Raw genomic sequence first — 19,821 nt, 5'->3', positions numbered from 1 at the left:
GAGGACTCTATCTGCCCACCACCTAGACGGGCGCCCGCGCCGACCGGTTGTGCACTTGGCAGACTGCTCGTGTGACAGATCGGCTGGACCGGTGGCTGCGGTTGCCACCCAACGCCGCGTCCTCGGGGCGTGCCCGCGCGATGCTACGCCGCGAGATGAGTAATGCCAGTTTATCGGCCGACGGGGACGACGAACTCGCCGACACGGTGTTGCTGCTGGCCAGCGAACTCTGCGACAACGCGACCCTGCACGCGGGAACCGAGTTCGAGGTCGAGCTGAGCATCCGGCCCGACGAGATCATGGTCGCGGTGACCGACCACGGCGCGGGCCCCCTCGAGCTGCACCTGTCCCGTCCCCGGCCGAAGTTCGGCAGAGCGGCCAGCCACGGACGTGGGCTGATGCTCGTCGAGCAGCTCGCCACGTCCTGGGGTACCCGCCACGATCGGGACGGCACGCACCGCATCTGGTTCTCGATCGCGCGTGGCGAGCCGAGCGCGGCGACGCGCAACGGGACGCCGCAGGCGATCGAGCTGCCCAGCCTGGTCGCCGAGTGGCCGGACACCGAGCAGGTCCGCCAGCTGCTGCATGTCCCGACGTCGCTGGGTCTGCGCCTGGAGATGCCGGTGCTGGTCGCCGAGCTGATCCGCAGGCTCCGCGAGGTGCTCGGCGCCGAAGGCGTCAGCGTCGACGTGGACCACGGGGACGGCTCCGGCGCGTTCTCGCTCGCCCACGACGGCGCCGACCCGTCCGCACTGCCCGGCACCCCGTTCGTCGAGGTGGGGCTGCCGCTCACGTCGCCGCTACGCGGTGTGCTGCGCATCCTGCCGGCGGCGGGCACCGAGTCGACCGCGAGCGTCAACACCGAGATCGCGGAACTGACCGCGCAGCGGATTGCGCTCGCGGTGGAGAAGGACTGGCTGCGCGACGCCGACCTGCGCCGCCGCGCCTGGATGGCCTACCTCGCGGACGCCAGCGAGCTGTTCGGCCAGTCCATGGAGGTGCCGCTGGTCGTGGCACTGGTGCCACAGGTCGTGGTCCCCCGGCTCGGCCAGTGGTGCGCGGTCCTCCTGCTCGACGAGACCAGCCAGCTGCGGCTGTCCGCGTTGACCCACGCCGACGACGAGACCATCCCCGACCTGCGTGCGGCGCTGGACCCGACACCGCCAGCCGACCTGCGCCACCAGCTGGACGAGATCCTCGACGGCAGTGCCGCGCCCGGCTGGTTCAGCGAACCGACCGACGGCGTCGCGGTCGGCCTGACCGCCAGGGCCCAGCCCATCGGGGTCCTGCTCGTCGGGCGCCCCGCCGGCCGTTCGCACACACCCGAGGACGTCGCCCTGATCGGCGACATCGCGCGCCGGGCCTCGCTGGCGATCGACAACGCCCAGACCACCGCCGCGCACATCGCCACGTCGCAGGCGTTGCAGCAGGCCCTGTTGCCCCGGGCGCTCCCGAGGGAACCCGGCATCGAGTTCGCCGCCGAGTACCTGCCGGCCAGCGCGGGAAGCGACGTCGGCGGCGACTTCTACGACGTCCTGACCCTGAGCCCGCAGCAGTGGCTCGCCTCGATCGGCGACGTGTGCGGCAAGGGCGCCCGCGCCGCCGCGCGCACCGGCATGGTGCGCGACGTCCTGCGCGTCCTCATCCGCGAGGGCAGCTCGCTGACCCGCGCCATCGAGATCCTCAACGAGGTCATGATGGATGCGGCGGACCCCTCGCAGTTCTGCACCCTCGCGGCCGCGTTGATCTCCCGCCCGCCGCCCGGTGAGCCGCCCGGGTTGACCGTCGAGCTGATCCTGGCCGGTCATCCTCGGGCCGTGCTGGCACGTTCTGACGGGACTGCCGAGTTCATCGGCTCGTACGGAACAGCCGTCGGGCTGACCTCGCAGCTCAAGCTCGTCGCCACGCAGCATCGGCTGTACGCCGGGGACACTCTGCTCGCCTACACCGACGGGGTGACCGAGCGTCGCCGGGGACGTGAGCAGTTCGGGTCCGAGCGGTTGCTCTCCGCCGCCTCGGCCACCGCCGGTGGGGAGGGGCGGCATGTGATCGCCTCCGTCCGATCCGCTGTCGAGGCGTTCTCGTCCGGGCCTCGGCGGGACGACATCGCGCTGTTGGCGGTTCGCGCCAGCCCGTGAGTCTCCCGCCCCATCACCGGCACTGTGCGCACCTACGTGCTGCGTCGCACACGTCCGGACATGTGCGACGCAGCACGTGGATGTGCAAAGTCGGCAGCGGCACCCCACTGGTCACGAACCCCGACTAGCGGGTAACCCCCGTCACCGGTAGGACTGACCGCAACCTGCTTCACCGCCGAACCAGGAAGGACCCCCCATGCCCCGCCCTTACGCAAGTGGTGTCGTCCCCGCGTCAGCCGACGACGTCTGGGAGATCGTCCGTCAGTTCAACGGACTCCCCAGCTGGCACCCCATGATCACCGAGAGCGAGATCGAGGACGGAAGGACCGCCCAGGAGGCGGGCGCCGTCCGTAACCTCACGCTCGCCGACGGCGCCCAGGTGTCCGAGCGGCTGCTCATCCTCGACGACGACGACCGCAGCTACACCTACGCGTTCACCGACCCGGGCCCGCTGCCGGTCCGCAGCTACCGCTCGACCGTGCGGGTCGCGCCGATCACCGCGACCGGCGAGGCGTTCGTCGAGTGGTGGGCCTGGTTCGACTCCGACGCCGACGTCGAGCAGGACATGACCAACACGTTCGCGGCGGGCGTGTACGGCGCCGGCATCGAGGCACTCGTCACTCACTTCAAGGGCTGAGCCGCCTCAACGCCGGCAGTACTTCCTCGGCAAGCCTCTCGATCTGAGCGGTCGGCTCGAACGAGCCGACCCTCAGCACGAGATGGCGGGCGCCGGCCCGTACGTAGTCTCCCAGCCAGGCGACCAGTTCTTCGGCCGTTCCGGCTCGGTAGGCCTGGAACGTGCTCATCTCGGCCACCGGGCGCCGGTAGTAGGCCAGGGCGTACTCGTCGAGCTCGCGCTGTGCCCGAACCGGATCCGAGCTGAGCAGGACCGTCGCGAACATCCCGGGTGTCACGGTGCGGCCCAGTTCCGACGCCCGCGCCCGGATCGCCTTCCAGGCCACCTCGTACGCGGAGACGTCCGGCAGGAACGGCAGCCAGCCGTCGTAGCGGCTCGCCACCCGCTCGATCACCCGAGGGGTGTCGCTGCCCGCCAGCCACACCGGCGGACCGCCCTGCCGGACAGCGGGCAGCGGCACGAACGGGTCGGTCGACCTGGGCGCCGCCCAGCCCGCCCGCCAGGCCTGCACCGCCCGATCCAGCGCGCCGACCCGACCGGTGAACGGCACCGCGACCGAGCCGAACTCGCGTTCGGTCTCCGCGTTGGGGAAACCTCCTCCGACCGTGGTGATGAGCCTGCCGCCAGAGAGCTGGTCCACCGACGACAGCGAGTGCGCCGCCAGCGCCGGGTGACGCAGCGCCGCGACGAGGGTCGCGGTGCCCACCCGGACCCGTTCGGTCACCGCGGACACCGCGGAGAGCAGCGCGATCGGGTCGAGCCGGGTACGCGCCAGCGGTGAGTCGCCGGTCCACACGGAGTCGAATCCGGCCTGCTCGGCCAGTACCGCCAGTTCGACGAGCCGGGCGGCGTCGTGCCGCCCGGTCATCGCGGTCTCGCGGCTGGGCAACAGCAGCCCAACCTGGGTCTGCTCACTGAACTTATTCACACCGCAATGGTCTCCGCGCGCATCGCGCGGGTCGATTACCTCGCGGGTAATGCCGGGCGTTCCAGCGAGAGGTGGTCGCGCAGCGTCGTTCCGGTGTACTCGGTGCGGAACAGGCCGCGGGCGCGCAGGATCGGCACGACCATGCGGACGAACTCCTCGAACGCGCCGGGCAGGTGGGTCGCGGCGAGCACGAAACCGTCGCAGGCACCGGTGGTGAACCACTCCTCCATCTGGTCGGCCACCTGCTGCGCGGTCCCCACGAACCGGGGCCCCTGCAGCAGCGTCGCGCGGTGCGCGGCCAGGTCCCGCACGGTCAGGTCGTCCCGGCCGAGATGGCGTTTGACGCCCTCGAACAGGCCCCGGATGCCCGAGCTCGCCTCGATCATCGCGTCGGTCACCGGGTCGTCGAGGTCGTGCTGGGCGAAGTCGTAGTTCAGCACTTCGGACAGCAGCGTCAGCGACGCGATCGGATGGACGTAGCTGTGGAGGAACAGCTGCTCCTTCTCCTCCGCGATCGCCTGCGTCTCCCCGACCACGACGTAGGCCATCGGCAGGATCTTGACCTGGTCCGGGTTCCGGCCCGCGGCACCGATCCGTTCCCGCTGGTCCGCGTAGTGCTGGCGGGCGACGGCCAGTCCGGGGTCGGCGGTGAAGATCAGGTCCGCCCATTCGGCGGCGAACTCGCGGCCCCGGCCCGACGAACCCGCCTGCAGCAACGCCGGATGGCCCTGGGGCGTGCGGGGCACGGTCAACGGGCCGCGGACCTTGAACCACTTGCCCTCGAAGTTGATCTCCCGGACCTTGTCCGGGTCGGCGAAGATGCCGCTCTCCCGGTCCATCACCAGCGCGTCGTCCGCCCACGAGTCCCACAGTGCGGTGACCGCCTCCAGGAACTCCTGGGCGCGGTCGTAGCGTTCGTCGTGACCGAGGTGCTGCTCCAGCCCGAAGTTCTGCGCCTCGGAGTCGTTGACCGAGGTCACGACGTTCCAGGCGGCGCGACCCTTGGACAGGTGGTCCAGCGTGGCGAACGTGCGCGCCACGTGGAACGGGTCGTAGTACGTCGTGGAGTAGGTCGCGCCGACGCCGATGCGGCTGGTGGCGCCGATGATCCCGCCGAGCACCGCGGTCAGGTCGAGCTTCACCGGCCGGGCGCCGTAACGCACCGCGTCGGCGACCGAACGGCCGTAGACCCCGGGCATCGCCAGCCGGTCGTCGAAGAAGACCAGGTCGAACGTGCCTTCCTCGAGTGTGCGGGCGATCTTCGTGTAGTAGTCGAGGTCGAGAAAGCCCAGCTCGGCGGACGGGTAGCGCCACGAACCGGAGTACACGGTCACGTTCCCGGCCTGCATGAAGCCGACCAGGGTCATCTGTCGGTCGCTCATCGTCAGCGTTCCTTACCGGCCGAGCAGTTCGGCCTTGCGGGTGATGTTGTCGGCCAGACGCAGGTGGGCGGCGTCGACCAACATGCCATCGAGCCCGGTGGCGCCCCTCCCCGTCGCCTCCGCGTCGCGGTAGGCGGCGACGACTCTGCGGGCATGGTCGATCTCGGCGTCGGTCGGCGCGAAGACGTCGTTGGCGGGTTCGATCTGGCTGGGGTGGATGGCCCACTTGCCGACATAGCCCATCGCGCCCGCCCGCTCGCACGCGGTGCGGTAGGCGGCGGGGTCCTGGTAGTTGGGGAACGGGGCGTCGATCGCGTCGATGCCGGCGGCCCGAGCGGCGACGACGACCCTGGCCCGTGCGTAGTGCCACATGTCGCCGGGGTAGTCGACGATCGGGTCGAAGTTCGTGTCGACGCGGGCGCCCTGGGAGGCGGAGAAGTCGCCGACACCGAAGATGATCGCTTCGAGCCGGGTGCTGGCGCGGGCGATCTCGGCGACGTTCTGCAGTCCCTCGGTCTCCTCGATGAGCACTTCGAGCGCGATGCGCTTGGTCATGCCGAGGGTCTGTTCGAGCTGGGTGAGCAGGACGTCCACCCACCACACGTCCCGCGCCTCGCGCACCTTCGGCACGATGATCACGTCGAGGGCGTCGCGCGCCTCGGTGACCACCTCGATCACGTCGCCGTGTGCCCAGCGGGTGTCGACGCCGTTCATCCGGATCGCGCGGGTGGTGCGGCCCCAGTCCAGCTCACGCAACGCCTTCGCCGCCTTGCCCCTGGCCGCCTCCCGTTCGGCCGGCGCGCAGGCGTCCTCCAGGTCGAGGAACACCAGGTCGGCGTCGGACGCGGCGGACTTGGCGAACATCCACTCGTTGCTGGCGGGGGTGGCCAGCTCGGAACGTCTGGGTCGTACGGACACGTGGGTACCTCCTAGATGACGCCGGACGCGCGCAGCTCGGCAAGCCGTGCGTCGTCCAGCCCGAGCAGGTCGCGGTAGACCTCGGTGGTGTGTTCGCCCAGCGCGGCACCCAGGTGGTGCACCGCGCCGGGCGTCTCGGAGAAGCGCGGCACCGGCGCCTGCACGCGCATCCGGCCGAGGTCGGGGTCCGGGAAGCTGGGATAGACGTCGCGCGCCTCAAGCTGCGGGTCGGCGAGGAGCTGTTCAGCGTTGTAGACCGGAGCGGCCGCCACCTCGGCCTCTTCGAACACCGCCATCGCGTCGTCGAGGGTGTGCTGGCCGATCCAGTCGGCCATCACCGCGTCGATCTCGGCCGCGTGTGTCAACCGCTGCTGTGCCTCGGCGAACCGGGGGTCGGTGGTCAGATCGGCCCTGCCGACGGCGCGCAGTGCCCGCATCGCGATGGTCGGCGCGCTGCCGGACATCGCCAGCCAGTGCCCGTCCTTCGTACGGTAGGTGTTGCGCGGCGCGCTGATGTCCCATCGGTTGCCGGTGCGGCCGGGGATGGCGCCGAGCTGGTCATAGGTCAGGACGGGCTGTTCGATCAGCCGGGCCAGGGGTTCGATCAGGTTGATGTCGATCAGCTGGCCGGGTCCGCCGCGCACATCGCGGTGGTACAGCGCCATCATCACCGCGTAGGTGGCGGTCAGCGCCGCGACGCCGTCCGCGAGCATGAACGACGGCAGTGTGGGCGGGCCCTCCGGATGGCCGGTCAGGTGCGCGAACCCGCTCATCGCCTCACCGAGCGTGCCGAACCCCGGCCGGTCGCTCTTCGGCCCGCCCGCTCCGAACCCGGTGACGTGCACCATGACCAGCCCCGGGTTCGCCGCCTTGAGGTCGTCGTGGGTCAGTTCCCAGCGGGCCAGGGTGGACGGTCTGAGGTTCATCACCAGCACGTCGGCCTTGCTCGCCAGGTCACGCAGCAGGTCGCGGCCCGCCGGTTCACGCAGGTTGAGGGTCACCGACTTCTTGTTGCGGCCGAGGCTCTTCCACATCAGCCCGACGCCGTCGCGCTGCGCGCCCCACTGGCGCAGCGGGTCGCCGCCGTCCGGCTGCTCGATCTTGATCACCTCGGCGCCGAACTCGGCCATCCAGGTGGCGATCAGCGGGCCCGCCGCGAGCGTGGCGGCGTCGATCACCCGAATCCCGTCGAGAGGACCCGTCATGTGCGCTCCATGGTTGATTCCGGCACCTCGACCACCGGCCGGGCGCGCATACCGAACAGCCACGCCAATGCCCCGACCAGCGCCAATCCGGCCGCCACAACCAGCGGCACGACGAACGAGTCGGTCGCGTAGGCGAGCGCGCCGGTGACGATCGGGCCGAGGATGCCGCCGATGTTGCCCAGTGCGTTGACGAACCCGGTCGCCGAGCCCGACAGGTTGAGGCTGCGCACCACGTCCTGCGTCGCGGCCCAGACGGCGCCGTTGGCGAAGATGATCCCGGAGGTCGAGATCGACAGGCAGATGATCGCCACTGTGGCGCTGCTCGCGAAGGCGGTCCCCAAGATCGCCAGCGCCGCGACCATGCCACTGACCAGCACGATCTTGCGGGCGTTCAGCGTGGACACGCCTCGGCGCAGTGCGATGTCGGAGGCGCGTCCGGCCAGGATCCCGACCAGGAACGCGCAGATCCACGGGATCGACGTGGCGAACCCGGACTTCAGGATCGTCATGTGCCGGTCCTGCACCAGGTAGCTCGGCACCCAGGTGATGAACGTGTACAGGATGTAGAGCAGGCAGAAGTACCCGCTGGTGATCGCCCAGATGTCACGCTGCCGGACGATCACGCCCCACGGCGCGCGGCCCTCCTGCTGGTAGGGCTCCTGGTCGGCGAGGATCAGCTCCCGCTCGGTGTCGGAGAGCTTGCTGTCCTCCATCGGGTGCCGGTACCAGAGGTACCAGATCACCGCGACCAGCAGCGACAGCACACCGGACGCGATGAAGCAGCTGCGCCAGCCGTGCTCGCTCACCAGCCAGGCCAGCGCCGGCGGCCCGATCGCCGAACCGAGTGCGACGCCGGAGATGAACATGCTGCCGCCCATGCCACGTTCGGACTTGGGCAGCCAGTCCGACAGCGTGCGGATCGCGGCGGGCGCGAACGGGGCCTCGCCGATACCCAGCAGCAGCCGGGGCCCGAACAGCGCGCCGATGGAGTTGACCAGCGCGGTGAGGAAGCTGCACACCGACCAGATCAGCAGCGCGGCGGAGTAGACGACTCTGGTCTTGACCCGGTCGACGATCATGCCGGCCGGGACGTTCAGGAGTGTGTAGGTCCAGGTGAAGCTGGACAGCAACAGCCCCATCACGGCGGCGTTCGTGTGGAACTCCTTGGTGAGCACCGGCGCCGCGACCGACAGGTTGACCCTGTCGATGTACGCGATCGCGGTAATGATCATCACGAAGGTGGCGACTACCCACCGCCGTCGGTTGGTCAACATGCATTTCCTCCTGGCACTCCGTTGTGCTCCCCTGGGTTGCGAGGTCCGGTCGAACCGGCGAGCCGCAGCTGCGGCGGGATCAGGTGGGTGGTGGCCGGGCTCCGGTGACGCTCGTCCAGCCGGGCGAGCAGCAGCTCGGCCGCGGTCTCGGCCAGCGCCTGGTAGGACACCGCGACGGTGGTCAGTGGCGGCTCGCTCAACGCGAACCAGCTCGGGTCGCCGTAGGCCACGAGCGACAGATCGTCCGGCAGCCGAAGCCCTCGCTCCCTGACCGCGTGCGCCGCCCCCACCGACAGCGAACCGCCGCCGATCATCAGCGCGGTCGGTTTCTCCCGCAGCAGGTCGAGCGTGGCCTGATGCCCGTTCTGCTGAGTGGGCTCGACGAGACTCATCGTCACGTCGTCCTCGTTGAGCCCGGCCAGTTCGATTCCCCGGCGCACGCCCCGCAACCGCACGGCACCGTTGGACAACGCCACGGGAGTGCCCAGGTAGGCGATGTGCCGGTGCCCCAGCGCGGCAAGATGCAGGACACATTCGGCCATCGCCTGCTCGTCGTCGCTGAACACACCCGGTGCCTCGATCCCGCACGACCGGTGCAGCTGCACCACCGGGACGCTCGTGAGCAGCTGCTTGCTCGCGTCGAGGATGTGCGTGCTCGGCGAGACGATCAGCCCGGCGACCCTGCTGGCCAGCAGCTCACGCAGCTGCCGATGCTCCAGCTCCGGATCGTTCTCGGTGATCGTCAGGATCATCTGCGTGCCGTCCCGGGACAGCAGCCGGGCACATTCGGCCGCGACCGCCGAGTACGCCGGTGTGTCGACGTACGGGATCACGAACCCGACGAACGCACGGCTGGTGTTGGCGGACAGCGCCCTGGCCAGGCGGTTCGCCACGTACCCTCGCGCTTCGGCGTGTTCCCGCACTCGCTGCGCCAGCTCCGGCCGCACAGCCGAGCTGCCGTTGAGCGCCCGCGAGACGGTCGCGGTGGAGATACCCAGCTCCCGCGCGAGGTCGACGACCCCGACCTCGCCTCGCCGTGTACGCGCACCCATACGCCCTGAAAACCTTTACATTCGCGATGTAAACGATTACATTACCTGCTTATCGAGTACACCACGAAAGCCCACGCTCCGGCAAGGCTGTCGTTCCGGAAGTGCCGCGTCCCGAGCGGAACCCCCGGCAACTCCGGGGGCAGTTTCATGATCACCACCGCCTCATGGCTGTTTTGCGGCCCAAAAACAGCCGCCAGACGGTGGTGATCATGAAAACCGACGCGACAGAAGGGGAGCACTCGCCGCCGACGTTCTCGGCCGACGGCGAGTGCGGTCTCGGGCGTGCCTACTTCGCGCTGCGGTCCCGCAGCATCGACGGCACGGTGCGGATCATGATCGACAGGTCTCCCGCGAGGTTGCGGGTGCGGACGTAGGTCAGGTCGAGGTGCAGCATCTCGAGGGTGCCCATGGTGGAGCGGCCGCTGACCTGCCACAGGCCGGTGAGGCCGGGACGCACGGAGAACCTCGGCTGGAACTCGGCGGGGAACATCCGCGCTTCCCACTCCAGGCAGGGCCGGGGCCCGACCAGGGACATGTCGCCGAACAGCACGTTGATCAGCTGGGGCAGTTCGTCGAGGCTGGTCTTGCGCAGGAACGCGCCGATGGGAGTGACCCGGGGGTCGCCGTCGAGCTTGTAGCTGCCGTCGACGGAGGTGTCCTCGCCGCGCAGCTCGGCGGCGATCAGCTGCTTCAGCATCTCGTCACCGACGCCGGTGCGCATGGTGCGGAACTTGTACATCGTGAACGACCTGCCGCCCAGCCCGACCCTGCTCTGTTGGAAGAGGGCCGGCCCGTTGCTGGTCCATCGCACCACAAGCGCGATCACCAGCAGCGGAATGGCCAGCACGATCAGGGCCAGCGCTGACAGCGTGACATCCACGGTGCGTCGGGCAACCGCTTCCCATGTGGGCACAGTGACGACCGGGGTCAACCGGTCCTGTGTCCCCATGTCAGCGGCCCCGTAACCGAGGGTACTCATTCACGCTCTCCCAGAGTGCTCGTTGGCATCCTGGGTATCGCCGCCCGACTAGTGGGTGTTACCCAATCGGGCGGACTTCCGCCTTTGCCGCAGCGTGAATGATATCTATACATGTTTCGAGCGGCAGAACGGTGCTGTCGACCAGCAGGTGATAGAGGCTGGGGTCGGTCGCGTCGGCCCGATAGAAGTGTCGGACGTAACTGAGCCTCGCCTGATCGTTCTGGTCGAGAATCTCCCGGGCGCGAGACTCGGTGACCTCCAGTTCGTGCATCGCCCGGCGGACCCGGCGTTCCGGAAGGCCGTCCAGCCGCACGTGCAGCGCGCCCGGATGGTCGCGCAGGACGATGGCCCCGGCGCGGCCGAGGATCACCCCGCCGCGCTCCTTGATGGTCTCGCGGATCGCTGTCTCCGTACTGGCCACTACCTCGGCGTCCGGCCGCAGGGCCATTCTCGGCAGGTCAGGGCTGAGCATGTAGTCGGTGGACAGCGGGGCCGCCGCGACGAGCATCCGGTGCAACCAGCCCTTGACCTTCTCGTCACGGGCGAGCACCTCGTCGAGCGAACAGCCCAGGTCACTGGCGACCTTGACCGGGATGGCCCGGTCGATGAACGGCACGCCGAGCCGCTCGGCGACGGCGGGGCCGACGATGTTGCCGCCCGCGCCGAATGCCGCTGACAGTGTCACGACCTTCATGGCTGACTCCCATCGGGAAATCAATGTGACACAGGCTAAACCGAAGACCCTCCGCGCGCCCGGCCCAGCCGGTACAGAAAACCCGAACGGCCGAGAAGAAATGAAATCGTAACCTTCAGCCGGGAACAAGAATTAATTCAGGCCACTGAAATACAATCGGATCATTACTCTCCGACACCGGCCTGGTCTAGTTCAGCGACGAGGCCGCTCGCGGCGGTACGCAAGTGAGGTACGGCGCGGTCCACCAGGTCGTCCGTCATCCGGGTGCTCGGCCCGGACAGTGACAGCGCGGTGCGGCCGGGTCCGCCGTCCAGCGCGACCGCCACACAGCGCACCCCGAGTTCCAGCTCACCGTCGTCGGTGGCGTAGCCACGTTCCCGCACCCTGGCCAGCTCGCGCAGGTAGGCGCCGGGGTCGGTCAGCGTGTGTTCGGTGTGCTGCACCAGGTCGGTCCGGCTGAGCAGGTCGGTCACCTGGGCGTCGTCCATCCTGGCCAGAAGCGCCTTGCCGACGGCGGTGCAGTGCGGCGAGACCCGGCGCCCGACCTCGGTGAACATCCGCATCGCGTGCCGCCCGGGTGCCTGTGCCACGTACACGACCTCACCGCCGTCCAGCATCGCCAGGTTGGCGCTCTCCCCCACCACGTCCACGAGCCGCGCGAGGTAGGGCTTCGCCCAGACCCCGATCAGGCTGCTCGCACTGTCGCCGAGCCGGATCAGCCGGGGCCCCAGCGCGTACTCCCGGGACGGCTCCTGCCGGACGTACCCGAGCGCGACGAGGGTGCGGATCAACCGGTGGATGGTCGGGAGCGGGAGCCCGGAGGACGCGGCGAGCCTGGACAGTCCGACCAGGCCGCCCGCGTCGGCCATCGATTCGAGCAGGCCGAACGCCCGCTCGATCGACTGCACCCCACCGGCCGCCGGCCGGCCACCCTCGGTCATGATCCCAGCTTTCCGAGACGAACTTTCCGCATCCCGGAAGTCTAGCCGCTGAGATCAGGCCGGCGTGGTCGCGTAGGACTGCGGCACGCGCTGGGTGGTGATCTGAATCCGGTTCCACACATTGATCGTGGCGATGGCGATGATCAGGTTCGCCACCTCTTCCTCCGACCAGTGCTCGCGGGCCTGTGCCCACACCTCGTCCGGCACTCCACCGTCGGCGATCTTGGTGACCTCGTCGGTCAGCGCCAGCGCGGCGCGCTCCTTCGGGGTGAAGACCGCCGAGTCGTGCCAGGCTGCTACCTGGAACAGCCGCTGTGGGTCCTCACCGGCGGCCATCGCGTCGTGGCTGTGCATGTTCACGCAGTACGCGCATCCGTTGACCATCGAGGCGCGCAGCTTGACCAGCTCGTAGACCGCCGGTTCGACGTTCGCCGAGCTGTACTTCTCCATACCGAGCACGGCCCTGAACGCTGCCGGGACAACCTTCTCCAGCTGCATCCGCTCGCTCATCGCGTGTCCTTCCCATCGCCGTGTGTCTCTGACGATGGGTAGACAACACACACCGGGCCGCTGTGACAGCGGCCCGGTGTGGGGTGGATCACGTGGGTGTGGGCTACCAGCTGGGGATCGAGGCGCGCGCCCGGTCCGCTTGCTTGGCGGCCCGCTTGCGTGCCTTCTTGCCGACCTTCTGCGCGTGCTTGCCGGCTTCCTGCGCCCGCTTGGCAGCTTTGTCGGCACGCTTGGCGGCGCGCCTGCTCAGCTTCTCCGCCTCGGCGCGGAACCGTTCGGTCCGCTCGGCGAGCCGCTCTCCGGCCCGCTCGGCCAGCTCGCTGGCCTGCGGCCCGTACCGTCCGGCCAGGTCAGCGGCCCGCTCGCTCGCACGACCGGCCACTTCTCCGGCCCGCTCGGTGGCTCGCCCGGCGACCTCGCCGGCCCGCCCGGCGAACAGTCCCGCCGTCTCGGCGGCCTGCGGCCCGTACCGACCCGCGAGGTCGACGACCCGCTCGCCGGTGCGTCCGACGACGTCACCGGCCTGCTCGCCGTAACGACCCGCGACCTCGGCGGCCTGACCCCCGATCACACCCGCGCGCTTGGACAACTCCCCGACACCTTCGGTGATGTCCCGGTGGAACAGCTCCGCGGTAGCGGCGCTCGTGCGGCCCGCCTTGCGGGCGCGCCACGCCAAGGACGGCTTACCCGCGGTGTCGGCCGAGGCCAGCATGAGCCCGCCGAGCAGCGCGAGGTTCTTCATGAAGTGGACCTGATGATCGGCCCGCTGCTCCGGGTCTTCCATCTCCCAGAACCGGTGACCGGCCAGGGTCGTCGGAATCAGGCTGCCGGCGAGAGCCGCGGCGGCGAGGCGAGGCGCCTTACCGGTGGCGAGCAGCAGACCCGCGCCGATCTTGACCGACGCGTCGATCTGCACCAGCGTCACGTTCGACGGCGCCTCCGGCACCGGGACGTAACCGGCTACCTGGTCCAGCACCGGGCTGGCCGCCTTGGCGTGTCCTTCGAGGTCACGCAGGGCAGCCACCCCGCCCGAGATGAAAATTCCGGCAAGCAGCGGACGAGCTAGACGACGTAGCAGCATGCACGGTAAATGCCCACAAGCCGCCCCGGCCAAACAAGCACCGGGCGCAAAGCAGCCCAACGGTGCCGGTCAGAAAGGTGGGAGGTCGTCGCCGCCTGGTGTGGAGGGTGGTGGGGTGATGATCGGGTCGCCTCGGGCCCGGTAGGTCTGGCCGAATGGGCTGGTCCACCGAAACTCGCCCGGTTTCGGTTGTTGGAGGCGCCATCGGCCCCGGGTTTTCAGGTCGTGGTCGTGGGCGCAGAGTTGGCCTCCGTTGGTGTCGGTGGTGGGTCCGCCGTGGTGGAAGTCGATGGTGTGGTCGAACTCGGACTCCCGGGCTGGGCGTCGGCAACCAGGGCCGAGGCAGCCGCGGTCGCGGATCTGGCTGTAGAGCCGGAGTGCTGCGGTGGGAAAGCGCCGGTTCGGGCGGGCGTTGATCGCATTCCGGGTCTCTGGCCAGGCGGCGCACTGGGCCACGATGTCAGCGACGACTCGTTCCCACCCTGGTGGCGGGTTCTGTGCCAGTTGCGCCAGCAGGCTCGCGGTGAGTTGTAGTTCGACCGATCCACCGGCACGCTCGTGGGTGGCCTGGGTCGGGCGGGAACGCAGCACACCGGGAACGAGCAGGTAGCCGTGTTCGTCGCAGACGGCGAAGGTCCACGACCCGCCGCGTTGTTGCAGGACGGTGCGGCGGGTGTTGGCGGCCAGGATCGGCCCCCAGCCCGGTAGCTCACCCGGGCGTTCGCTGAGGTCGAGCAGGGTGGCGAGTTCAGCGCGGATCTCGACACCTTGCGGCTTTCCTGCCGGGGCTTTATCGCGGAAGAAGGCGACGATCCCGGCGCGATCTAGACCGTGCAGGGTGCCGTCGAGCAGCCCGCAGAACACATCCGCGCGAATCTGATCCACCCGCGCCGGATACCCAGCTCGTTTGATCGCCCGGGCGAGAGCATGGACTCGGGTGCAGGCGGCGGCCATGTCCTCCGGAGCGATGCCCGAGGCGGAGAGAGTCGCGGTGCCGTCCTCGTTCAGATACCCGACCACAGTGCGGCGGTCGAAGGCCTTCTCGTACAGGTCTTGGGCGCGGTCGGGATCGGAGCCGATGACCAGCTTGCGCAGATACGCGGCCAGTTTCCCGGTCGTCCACGGCGGGGTCTTGGGCAGCACCGCTTCGCAGATTTCGGCGCGCCGATCCTCGGGCAGATCAGCCAGGTAAGTAGCGAAGATGCGAGCCTTGGGAAGATCGATCCACCCCGAATCCAAGGCATTGAACACCAGCGGCAGCCGCGAGAGCAGCAGCCAGGAGAAATCCAACTCCGCATCCGACTTACGCCGAGTCCAGGACAACGCCACCCGCAACTCATCAGCCACATACCGACCCGGCTCAGCCACCACAGCAACCTCACGCGGATCGGCTTCAGGGTCGCGCCCACCCAACGCCGCGATGTCCGCGGCGAGCTGGGCAGCTACATGCGCCTGTAGCCGGTAGCGGGCTTTCAGCACCTCGACGAGGTCACCGTTGGACACCGAGGACCGATCAATCCCAGCCAGGGCAGCGGCGAGTTCCGGGCCTGGCGCCATCGACGCCAACCCCTCCGGAACCACACCAGCCGCTGCCATATCAAGCACGCTACGGCCGACCCCCGACAAAAACCGGCGCCACAGACTAGACCAAAAGGGTGATATATCCAGGCCAGGCAGCCACAACGCGAAGCGAGCCGCACACCTCCTACGGCGTGCACGCACACCACCCCCATCCCCGCGATCCTGGCTAAGCACTTGGCGTGGCCGCCCGCTGTCAACCCTGAAACCTCGCCCCCGAACTACGTGCAACCAAGAACCCGCGCGAGGCCGGCGCCAGCCGGGGGTTGATAGCGGGCGGCCACGCCAAGACAATTCGAGCCAGCGGGGAAGCCCCAAGAGACACACCATGAGCCAGCGGGGAAGTCGCCAAGACACACCATGAGCCATCGAGGAAACCCCAAGACAGAACCCAGCAAGGAAGACACCCCACAACTACCGTAAAAGCCATGCGGATCGAACTCCCAGGCACGGATCTCGAAGTCCACCCCCTCTGTCTAGGAGGCAACGTCTTCGGCTGGAGCGCGAACGAAGACGAATCCTTCGAGGTCCTGGACGACTACACCGCGGCGGGCGGCAACTTCATCGACACAGCCGACTCCTACATGTGGCGGGTTCCGGGCAACAAGGGCGGCGACTCCGAACGGATCCTCGGCGACTGGATGACGGCCAGAGGCAACCGCGACGACATCGTCCTGGCGACCAAGGTCGGATCCTGGCCAGAACAGCCCGGCCTGAGCAAGAAGAACATCGCCACCGCGGTCGAGGGCTCCCTGAGGAGACTGCGGACCGACCACATCGACCTCTACTACGCACACCGGGACGACCCCGACACCCCGGTTGAGGAAACGGTCACGGCCTTCGACGAACTGGTGAAGGCGGGCAAGGTCAGGCACGTCGCGGCGTCGAACTACAGCGCCGCACGGCTGACCGAGGCGCTCGACTTCGCCGAGGCGAACGGTCTCGCCGGCTTTAAGGCGGTGCAACCGCACTACAACCTGATGGAACGCGACTACGAGCAGGATCTGGCGCCGCTGCTCGCCGAACGCGGGCTCTCCTGCCTGCCCTACTTCGCACTGGCCAAGGGCTTCCTCACCGGCAAGTACAGCGCCGACACGAAGGTCGAGAGCGTCCGCGCCGAGGGAGCGCTCGAGTACCTCGACGACCGAGGCCGGAAGGTGCTCACCGCGCTCGACGAGGTCGCCGGGAATCACGGCGTCAGCCAAGCCGCGGTCGCGCTGGCCTGGCTCAGCGCGCATCCGACCGTCTCCACCCCGATCGCCAGCGCACGTACCCGCGAACAGCTCAGCGGACTACTGCCGATGGCCGATCTGACGCTGTCCACCGACGAGATTGCGCAGCTCACCTCGGCCTCAGCTATTGCCGGTTGAGCCCGGCGCGGGGCAGGCTGCCCCGGTGACTCTGCTGCTCGGCCCGGTGCTGCGGCACGTCGACGACACCACGGCGCTGGTCTGGGTTCAGACCGAACGGGCCGCCGCGGTGTCCGTACTGGGCTGTGAGGCGCGGACCTTCGAGGTCCGGGGGCATCATTTCGCCCTGGTCAGGGTCACCGGTCTGCAGCCGGACAGCACCACCGAGTACCAGGTCGCGCTGGACGGCGAGCAGGTCTGGCCGCCGCCGGTCCACGCGTTCCCGCCCAGCGTGATCCGCACCCGGGGCCCGGGGAGCGCGCACCGGCTGCGCGCGGTGTTCGGCTCCTGCCGCTATCCCAAGACCGGCGACCGGAAGCTGGACGCGGCGCTCGGGCTGGACGCGCTGGACTGCTACGCCGCCCGGATGGCGACCCGGCCGGTGCACGACTGGCCGGACGCGCTCATCCTGCTCGGCGACCAGGTGTATGCCGACGAGCTGACCCCGGACGCCCGCAGGCGGCTGGCCGGTCGGCGCAGCGCCAAGCACGGCTCCAGGCCGCCGGACGAGGTGGTCAGCTTCACCGAGTACGAACGGCTGTACCGCGCGTCCTGGTCGGACCCGGAGATCCGCTGGATCATGTCGACCGTGCCCACCGCGATGATCTTCGATGACCACGATGTGCGGGACGACTGGAACACCTCGGCCGCGTGGCGCGCCCAGATGACGGGCGAGTCGTGGTGGCCGGAGCGCCTCCGGTCCGGGCTCGCCTCGTACTGGGTGTACCAGCACCTGGGCAACCTCAGCCCGGCCGAGCTGGACGCCGACGAGCACTACCGCGAGGTTCTCGCCGAGACCGGGGACTGCTGGCCGCTGCTGGTCGAGATGGCCGATCTGGCGGACCGCGAACAGAGCGCCGCGAAGGGTGTCCGGTTCAGCTTCCGCTGGGACCTCGGCCGCAGCCGGCTGCTGATGGTCGACTCGCGCAACGGCAGGATGCTGGAGTCCGGTCAGCGGATGATGGTCGGTGACCGCGAGTTCAAATGGGTCAGTGAACAGGCCCGGGACGGCGTCGACGGGCTCGACCACCTGGTGTTCGGCTCGTCGCTGCCCTGGCTGCTGCCCTACGTGATCTCCGACGTGCAGAGCGTCAACGAGCTCGCCGCCGAGAAGCCCGGCTGGCGCGGCCGGCTCGGCGAGAAGATCCGGCAGGGCGCCGATCTGGAGCACTGGGCGGCGTTCCGGGAGTCGTTCGACCGCCTCACCGAGCTGCTGCGCAGGCTGGCGGGTGCCGGGCCGGCGACGATCAGTGTCCTGTCCGGCGACGTCCACCACAGCTATGCCGCCCGCGCGACCCTCACCCAGGGCGACAGCTCCTCGGCCACCGTGCACCAGCTGGTCTGCTCACCGGTCCACAACGAGGTCCCGGCGTTCCTGCGGCAGGTGTTCCGGCTCGGCTGGTCACGCCGGCTTGGCTGGCTGACCAGGGCGTGGGCCCGGGCGCGCGGTTCCGCGCCGCTGGCGGTGCGCTGGCGCAACGTGTGCGGCCCGATGTTCGGCAACACGATCGCCACGCTGGTGATCGACGGCCGCACGGCCGAGGTGCTGTTCGAGCAGCCCACCGACTCCGTGACGCTGGCCGAAGCCGGCCGGGTCTCGCTGAACGGCTAGAACGTGACGTTGCGGCACCAGTGACCGAGCAGCTCGGCGTCGCCGAACACCTCGATCGTCGGGTCGCCGGGGTTCGTGCGGTTGAACAGCATGCGCATCAGGTCGGTGACCTTCGCCCGCGCCGCGACGTCGCCCTTCGTGTGTCCGTGTCCCCAGGTGACGGCCTCCGGGCCCCGGGTGATGACCCATTCGCCCGCCTCGCCGAGGCTCGGTGAGTCGGTGGCGTGCAGGTGGATGATCTGACCGGTGCCGCGCATCTCCGCCGCGAGATCGGGCCGGGCGGCGGCGGCACCGGGCGCGGTGACCAGGTCGAGGAACTCGCTGATCGTGTCGGCGGCCAGCTCCGGGTCCACGTCGAAGGAGCCGTTCACCGCCAGCGCCAGGTCCACCCGGTGCACGACCGTGTCGTGCGTCATCCGGCGTGGCCAGAACGCGGCGACCGGCGACTCGCGTCCGGTGAAGTTCCAGACCGGCGTGTCGGAACCGACGCGCCGAACCGCCGCGACCAGCTGATCGGCGGCCTCCAGGAGCCAGTCGAGCCGCGCGTCGAGCCCGTCCGGCGGGGTGAAGGCGGCGGTGTCCGCCATCTGGGTGGGGTCGGTGACGGTCCGGCCCACCAGGTCACCCGCCCAGCGGTAGGCGCGACCCACGTGCACGACCAGCTCCGCGACGTCCCAGTCCGGACAGCTGGGTACCCGGCTCGCCGGGTCAACGCCCCTGGCCGAGGCGGCGAACCGGCCGGCTTGGTCGAGTAACGCGGCGCAGAAGTCCGGGGAGCTCATACCCAGGAGCGTAATGAGCCGAGCCCAGAGTTACTTGCTCAGTCACTGACCGTGGAAGACCAGCGACAACACGTGACGAACAGCCGCTATACCGCCATCTGGCCGATAGTTGCGCGGTGTCGCTGTTAAGCCGAACGCCGTTACAGCACTGCCCGATTCAGGTGAATCAGTGAAAATAGTGGAGCACTTCGGCCTGCCGCGGCGATGACATCTATGAAGCCGGCGCCAAGCTGGCAGCGAGCATCAGGAGGGCCGGAGGATGACCGAGAACACCAAGACCGACAGCGTCCAGCAAGACATGTTCGCCGTGCTGCACGGGCAGGAGACGCCGCTGCTGACCCGGTGGACCTACCGCGCGGACGACCCGTTCGCCGTGATGATGTCCATCGCCCGCCCGAGCGGCCGCTGGATCGACTGGCTGATCTCACGGGACCTGGTCGACGAAGGGTTAACCGCCCCCGCCGGCATCGGTGACGTGCGTCTGACGCCGTTCACCGACGACGAGTTCGACGTCCTCGAAGTCAAGATCGGCGACGACGAGGGCTTCGCATCGCTGGAGTTCGACCGCGACCTCATCGAGCGGTTCCTCGACGCCACCTACGAGATCGTCGCGGCGGGCGCCGAGTCCACCGTGATCGACGTCGAAGCCGAGATCGAGAAGATCACCAACAGCTGCGCCGGCTGATCCACCGGCACGACCT

Annotated in this window: 17 protein-coding genes and 1 pseudogene; 5 read left to right on the top strand and 13 right to left on the bottom strand. The window is 69.2% G+C overall.

Annotated features, from left to right (window positions below; translation table 11 throughout):
* Positions 1 to 71 precede the first annotated feature (71 nt).
* Entirely contained in the window at positions 72 to 2,138 is a 2,067-nt protein-coding gene (locus G406_RS0131605) for a SpoIIE family protein phosphatase (protein ID WP_028936903.1), read from the top strand.
* Between the two features lie 196 nt (positions 2,139 to 2,334).
* Entirely contained in the window at positions 2,335 to 2,775 is a 441-nt protein-coding gene (locus G406_RS0131600; protein ID WP_028936902.1) for an SRPBCC family protein, read from the top strand.
* Here the strand turns inward: G406_RS0131600 and G406_RS0131595 are convergent.
* The 12 genes and pseudogenes from G406_RS0131595 to G406_RS0131535 form a co-directional block, all read right to left on the bottom strand.
* The gene (locus G406_RS0131595) at positions 2,765 to 3,703 is read right to left on the bottom strand and encodes an LLM class flavin-dependent oxidoreductase (protein WP_028936901.1); all 939 of its coding nucleotides are present in this window, start codon (positions 3,701 to 3,703) and stop codon (positions 2,765 to 2,767) included. The two genes, G406_RS0131600 and G406_RS0131595, sit on opposite strands and share 11 nt — an antisense overlap.
* 35 nt (positions 3,704 to 3,738) lie before the next feature.
* Complete coding sequence (locus G406_RS0131590) at positions 3,739 to 5,085, bottom strand: LLM class flavin-dependent oxidoreductase (protein WP_028936900.1); 1,347 nt, start codon at positions 5,083 to 5,085, stop codon at positions 3,739 to 3,741.
* Between the two features lie 12 nt (positions 5,086 to 5,097).
* Positions 5,098 to 6,003, bottom strand: coding sequence for an HpcH/HpaI aldolase/citrate lyase family protein (locus tag G406_RS0131585; protein WP_028936899.1), 906 nt, complete (start codon positions 6,001 to 6,003; stop codon positions 5,098 to 5,100).
* 11 nt (positions 6,004 to 6,014) lie between these two features.
* Positions 6,015 to 7,208: a CaiB/BaiF CoA transferase family protein gene (locus G406_RS0131580; RefSeq protein WP_028936898.1), complete on the bottom strand. Its 1,194-nt coding sequence runs from the start codon at positions 7,206 to 7,208 to the stop codon at positions 6,015 to 6,017.
* Positions 7,205 to 8,482 (bottom strand): MFS transporter, encoded by a 1,278-nt coding sequence (locus tag G406_RS51100; protein ID WP_051342946.1) that lies wholly within the window; start codon positions 8,480 to 8,482, stop codon positions 7,205 to 7,207. Before G406_RS51100 ends, G406_RS0131580 begins: the two co-directional genes overlap by 4 nt.
* Positions 8,476 to 9,534 carry a LacI family DNA-binding transcriptional regulator gene (locus G406_RS0131570; protein WP_028936897.1) on the bottom strand — a complete coding sequence of 353 codons (1,059 nt, stop codon included), beginning with the start codon at positions 9,532 to 9,534 and terminating at the stop codon, positions 8,476 to 8,478. The genes G406_RS51100 and G406_RS0131570 overlap by 7 nt, the downstream gene beginning before the upstream one ends.
* Positions 9,535 to 9,820: 286 nt before the next feature.
* Positions 9,821 to 10,513: a sugar transferase gene (locus G406_RS0131560; RefSeq protein ID WP_245607284.1), complete on the bottom strand. Its 693-nt coding sequence runs from the start codon at positions 10,511 to 10,513 to the stop codon at positions 9,821 to 9,823.
* Positions 10,514 to 10,571: 58 nt separating this feature from the next.
* On the bottom strand, positions 10,572 to 11,207 hold the full coding sequence (locus G406_RS0131555; RefSeq protein WP_028936895.1) for a cytidylate kinase-like family protein: 636 nt from the start codon (positions 11,205 to 11,207) through the stop codon (positions 10,572 to 10,574).
* Between the two features lie 164 nt (positions 11,208 to 11,371).
* Positions 11,372 to 12,148 carry an IclR family transcriptional regulator gene (locus G406_RS0131550; protein WP_028936894.1) on the bottom strand — a complete coding sequence of 259 codons (777 nt, stop codon included), beginning with the start codon at positions 12,146 to 12,148 and terminating at the stop codon, positions 11,372 to 11,374.
* A gap of 54 nt (positions 12,149 to 12,202) precedes the next feature.
* Complete coding sequence (locus G406_RS0131545) at positions 12,203 to 12,658, bottom strand: carboxymuconolactone decarboxylase family protein (protein ID WP_037079445.1); 456 nt, start codon at positions 12,656 to 12,658, stop codon at positions 12,203 to 12,205.
* Positions 12,659 to 13,283: 625 nt separating this feature from the next.
* A pseudogene (locus tag G406_RS59885) lies at positions 13,284 to 13,739 on the bottom strand (DoxX family membrane protein); the annotation flags it as partial.
* Between the two features lie 69 nt (positions 13,740 to 13,808).
* Positions 13,809 to 15,335: an HNH endonuclease signature motif containing protein gene (locus G406_RS0131535; RefSeq protein WP_169736823.1), complete on the bottom strand. Its 1,527-nt coding sequence runs from the start codon at positions 15,333 to 15,335 to the stop codon at positions 13,809 to 13,811.
* A gap of 410 nt (positions 15,336 to 15,745) precedes the next feature.
* Here G406_RS0131535 and G406_RS0131530 point away from each other — a divergent pair, with 410 nt between their 5' ends.
* Positions 15,746 to 16,687, top strand: coding sequence for an aldo/keto reductase (locus G406_RS0131530; RefSeq protein WP_028936890.1), 942 nt, complete (start codon positions 15,746 to 15,748; stop codon positions 16,685 to 16,687).
* A 25-nt stretch (positions 16,688 to 16,712) separates the two neighbouring features.
* Complete coding sequence (locus G406_RS0131525; protein ID WP_028936889.1) at positions 16,713 to 18,338, top strand: alkaline phosphatase D family protein; 1,626 nt, start codon at positions 16,713 to 16,715, stop codon at positions 18,336 to 18,338.
* Here the strand turns inward: G406_RS0131525 and G406_RS51095 are convergent.
* On the bottom strand, positions 18,335 to 19,120 hold the full coding sequence (locus G406_RS51095) for a maleylpyruvate isomerase N-terminal domain-containing protein (RefSeq protein ID WP_051342944.1): 786 nt from the start codon (positions 19,118 to 19,120) through the stop codon (positions 18,335 to 18,337). The two genes, G406_RS0131525 and G406_RS51095, sit on opposite strands and share 4 nt — an antisense overlap.
* Positions 19,121 to 19,379: 259 nt before the next feature.
* Here G406_RS51095 and G406_RS0131515 point away from each other — a divergent pair, with 259 nt between their 5' ends.
* Positions 19,380 to 19,805, top strand: coding sequence for an SsgA family sporulation/cell division regulator (locus G406_RS0131515; protein WP_028936888.1), 426 nt, complete (start codon positions 19,380 to 19,382; stop codon positions 19,803 to 19,805).
* The last annotated feature ends 16 nt before the right edge of the window (positions 19,806 to 19,821 follow it).

Source organism: Actinospineispora spinosispora DSM 44797 (assembly GCF_000429025.1).
Classification (GTDB): domain Bacteria; phylum Actinomycetota; class Actinomycetes; order Mycobacteriales; family Pseudonocardiaceae; genus Pseudonocardia; species Pseudonocardia spinosispora.
This window is presented reverse-complemented; position numbering and strand designations above follow the sequence as displayed.

Excerpts from the sequence above, each read along its gene's own strand:
- G406_RS0131600 (WP_028936902.1), top strand. The coding sequence starts at position 2,335 with ATGCCCCGCCCTTACGCAAGTGGTGTCGTCCCCGCGTCAGCCGACGAC.
- G406_RS0131590 (WP_028936900.1), bottom strand. The coding sequence starts at position 5,085 with ATGAGCGACCGACAGATGACCCTGGTCGGCTTCATGCAGGCCGGGAAC.
- G406_RS0131580 (WP_028936898.1), bottom strand. The coding sequence starts at position 7,208 with ATGACGGGTCCTCTCGACGGGATTCGGGTGATCGACGCCGCCACGCTC.
- G406_RS51100 (WP_051342946.1), bottom strand. The coding sequence starts at position 8,482 with ATGTTGACCAACCGACGGCGGTGGGTAGTCGCCACCTTCGTGATGATC.
- G406_RS0131570 (WP_028936897.1), bottom strand. The coding sequence starts at position 9,534 with ATGGGTGCGCGTACACGGCGAGGCGAGGTCGGGGTCGTCGACCTCGCG.
- G406_RS0131560 (WP_245607284.1), bottom strand. The coding sequence starts at position 10,513 with ATGAGTACCCTCGGTTACGGGGCCGCTGACATGGGGACACAGGACCGG.
- G406_RS0131555 (WP_028936895.1), bottom strand. The coding sequence starts at position 11,207 with ATGAAGGTCGTGACACTGTCAGCGGCATTCGGCGCGGGCGGCAACATC.
- G406_RS0131550 (WP_028936894.1), bottom strand. The coding sequence starts at position 12,148 with ATGACCGAGGGTGGCCGGCCGGCGGCCGGTGGGGTGCAGTCGATCGAG.
- G406_RS0131545 (WP_037079445.1), bottom strand. The coding sequence starts at position 12,658 with ATGAGCGAGCGGATGCAGCTGGAGAAGGTTGTCCCGGCAGCGTTCAGG.
- G406_RS0131535 (WP_169736823.1), bottom strand. The coding sequence starts at position 15,335 with ATGGCAGCGGCTGGTGTGGTTCCGGAGGGGTTGGCGTCGATGGCGCCA.
- G406_RS0131530 (WP_028936890.1), top strand. The coding sequence starts at position 15,746 with ATGCGGATCGAACTCCCAGGCACGGATCTCGAAGTCCACCCCCTCTGT.
- G406_RS51095 (WP_051342944.1), bottom strand. The coding sequence starts at position 19,120 with ATGAGCTCCCCGGACTTCTGCGCCGCGTTACTCGACCAAGCCGGCCGG.
- G406_RS0131515 (WP_028936888.1), top strand. The coding sequence starts at position 19,380 with ATGACCGAGAACACCAAGACCGACAGCGTCCAGCAAGACATGTTCGCC.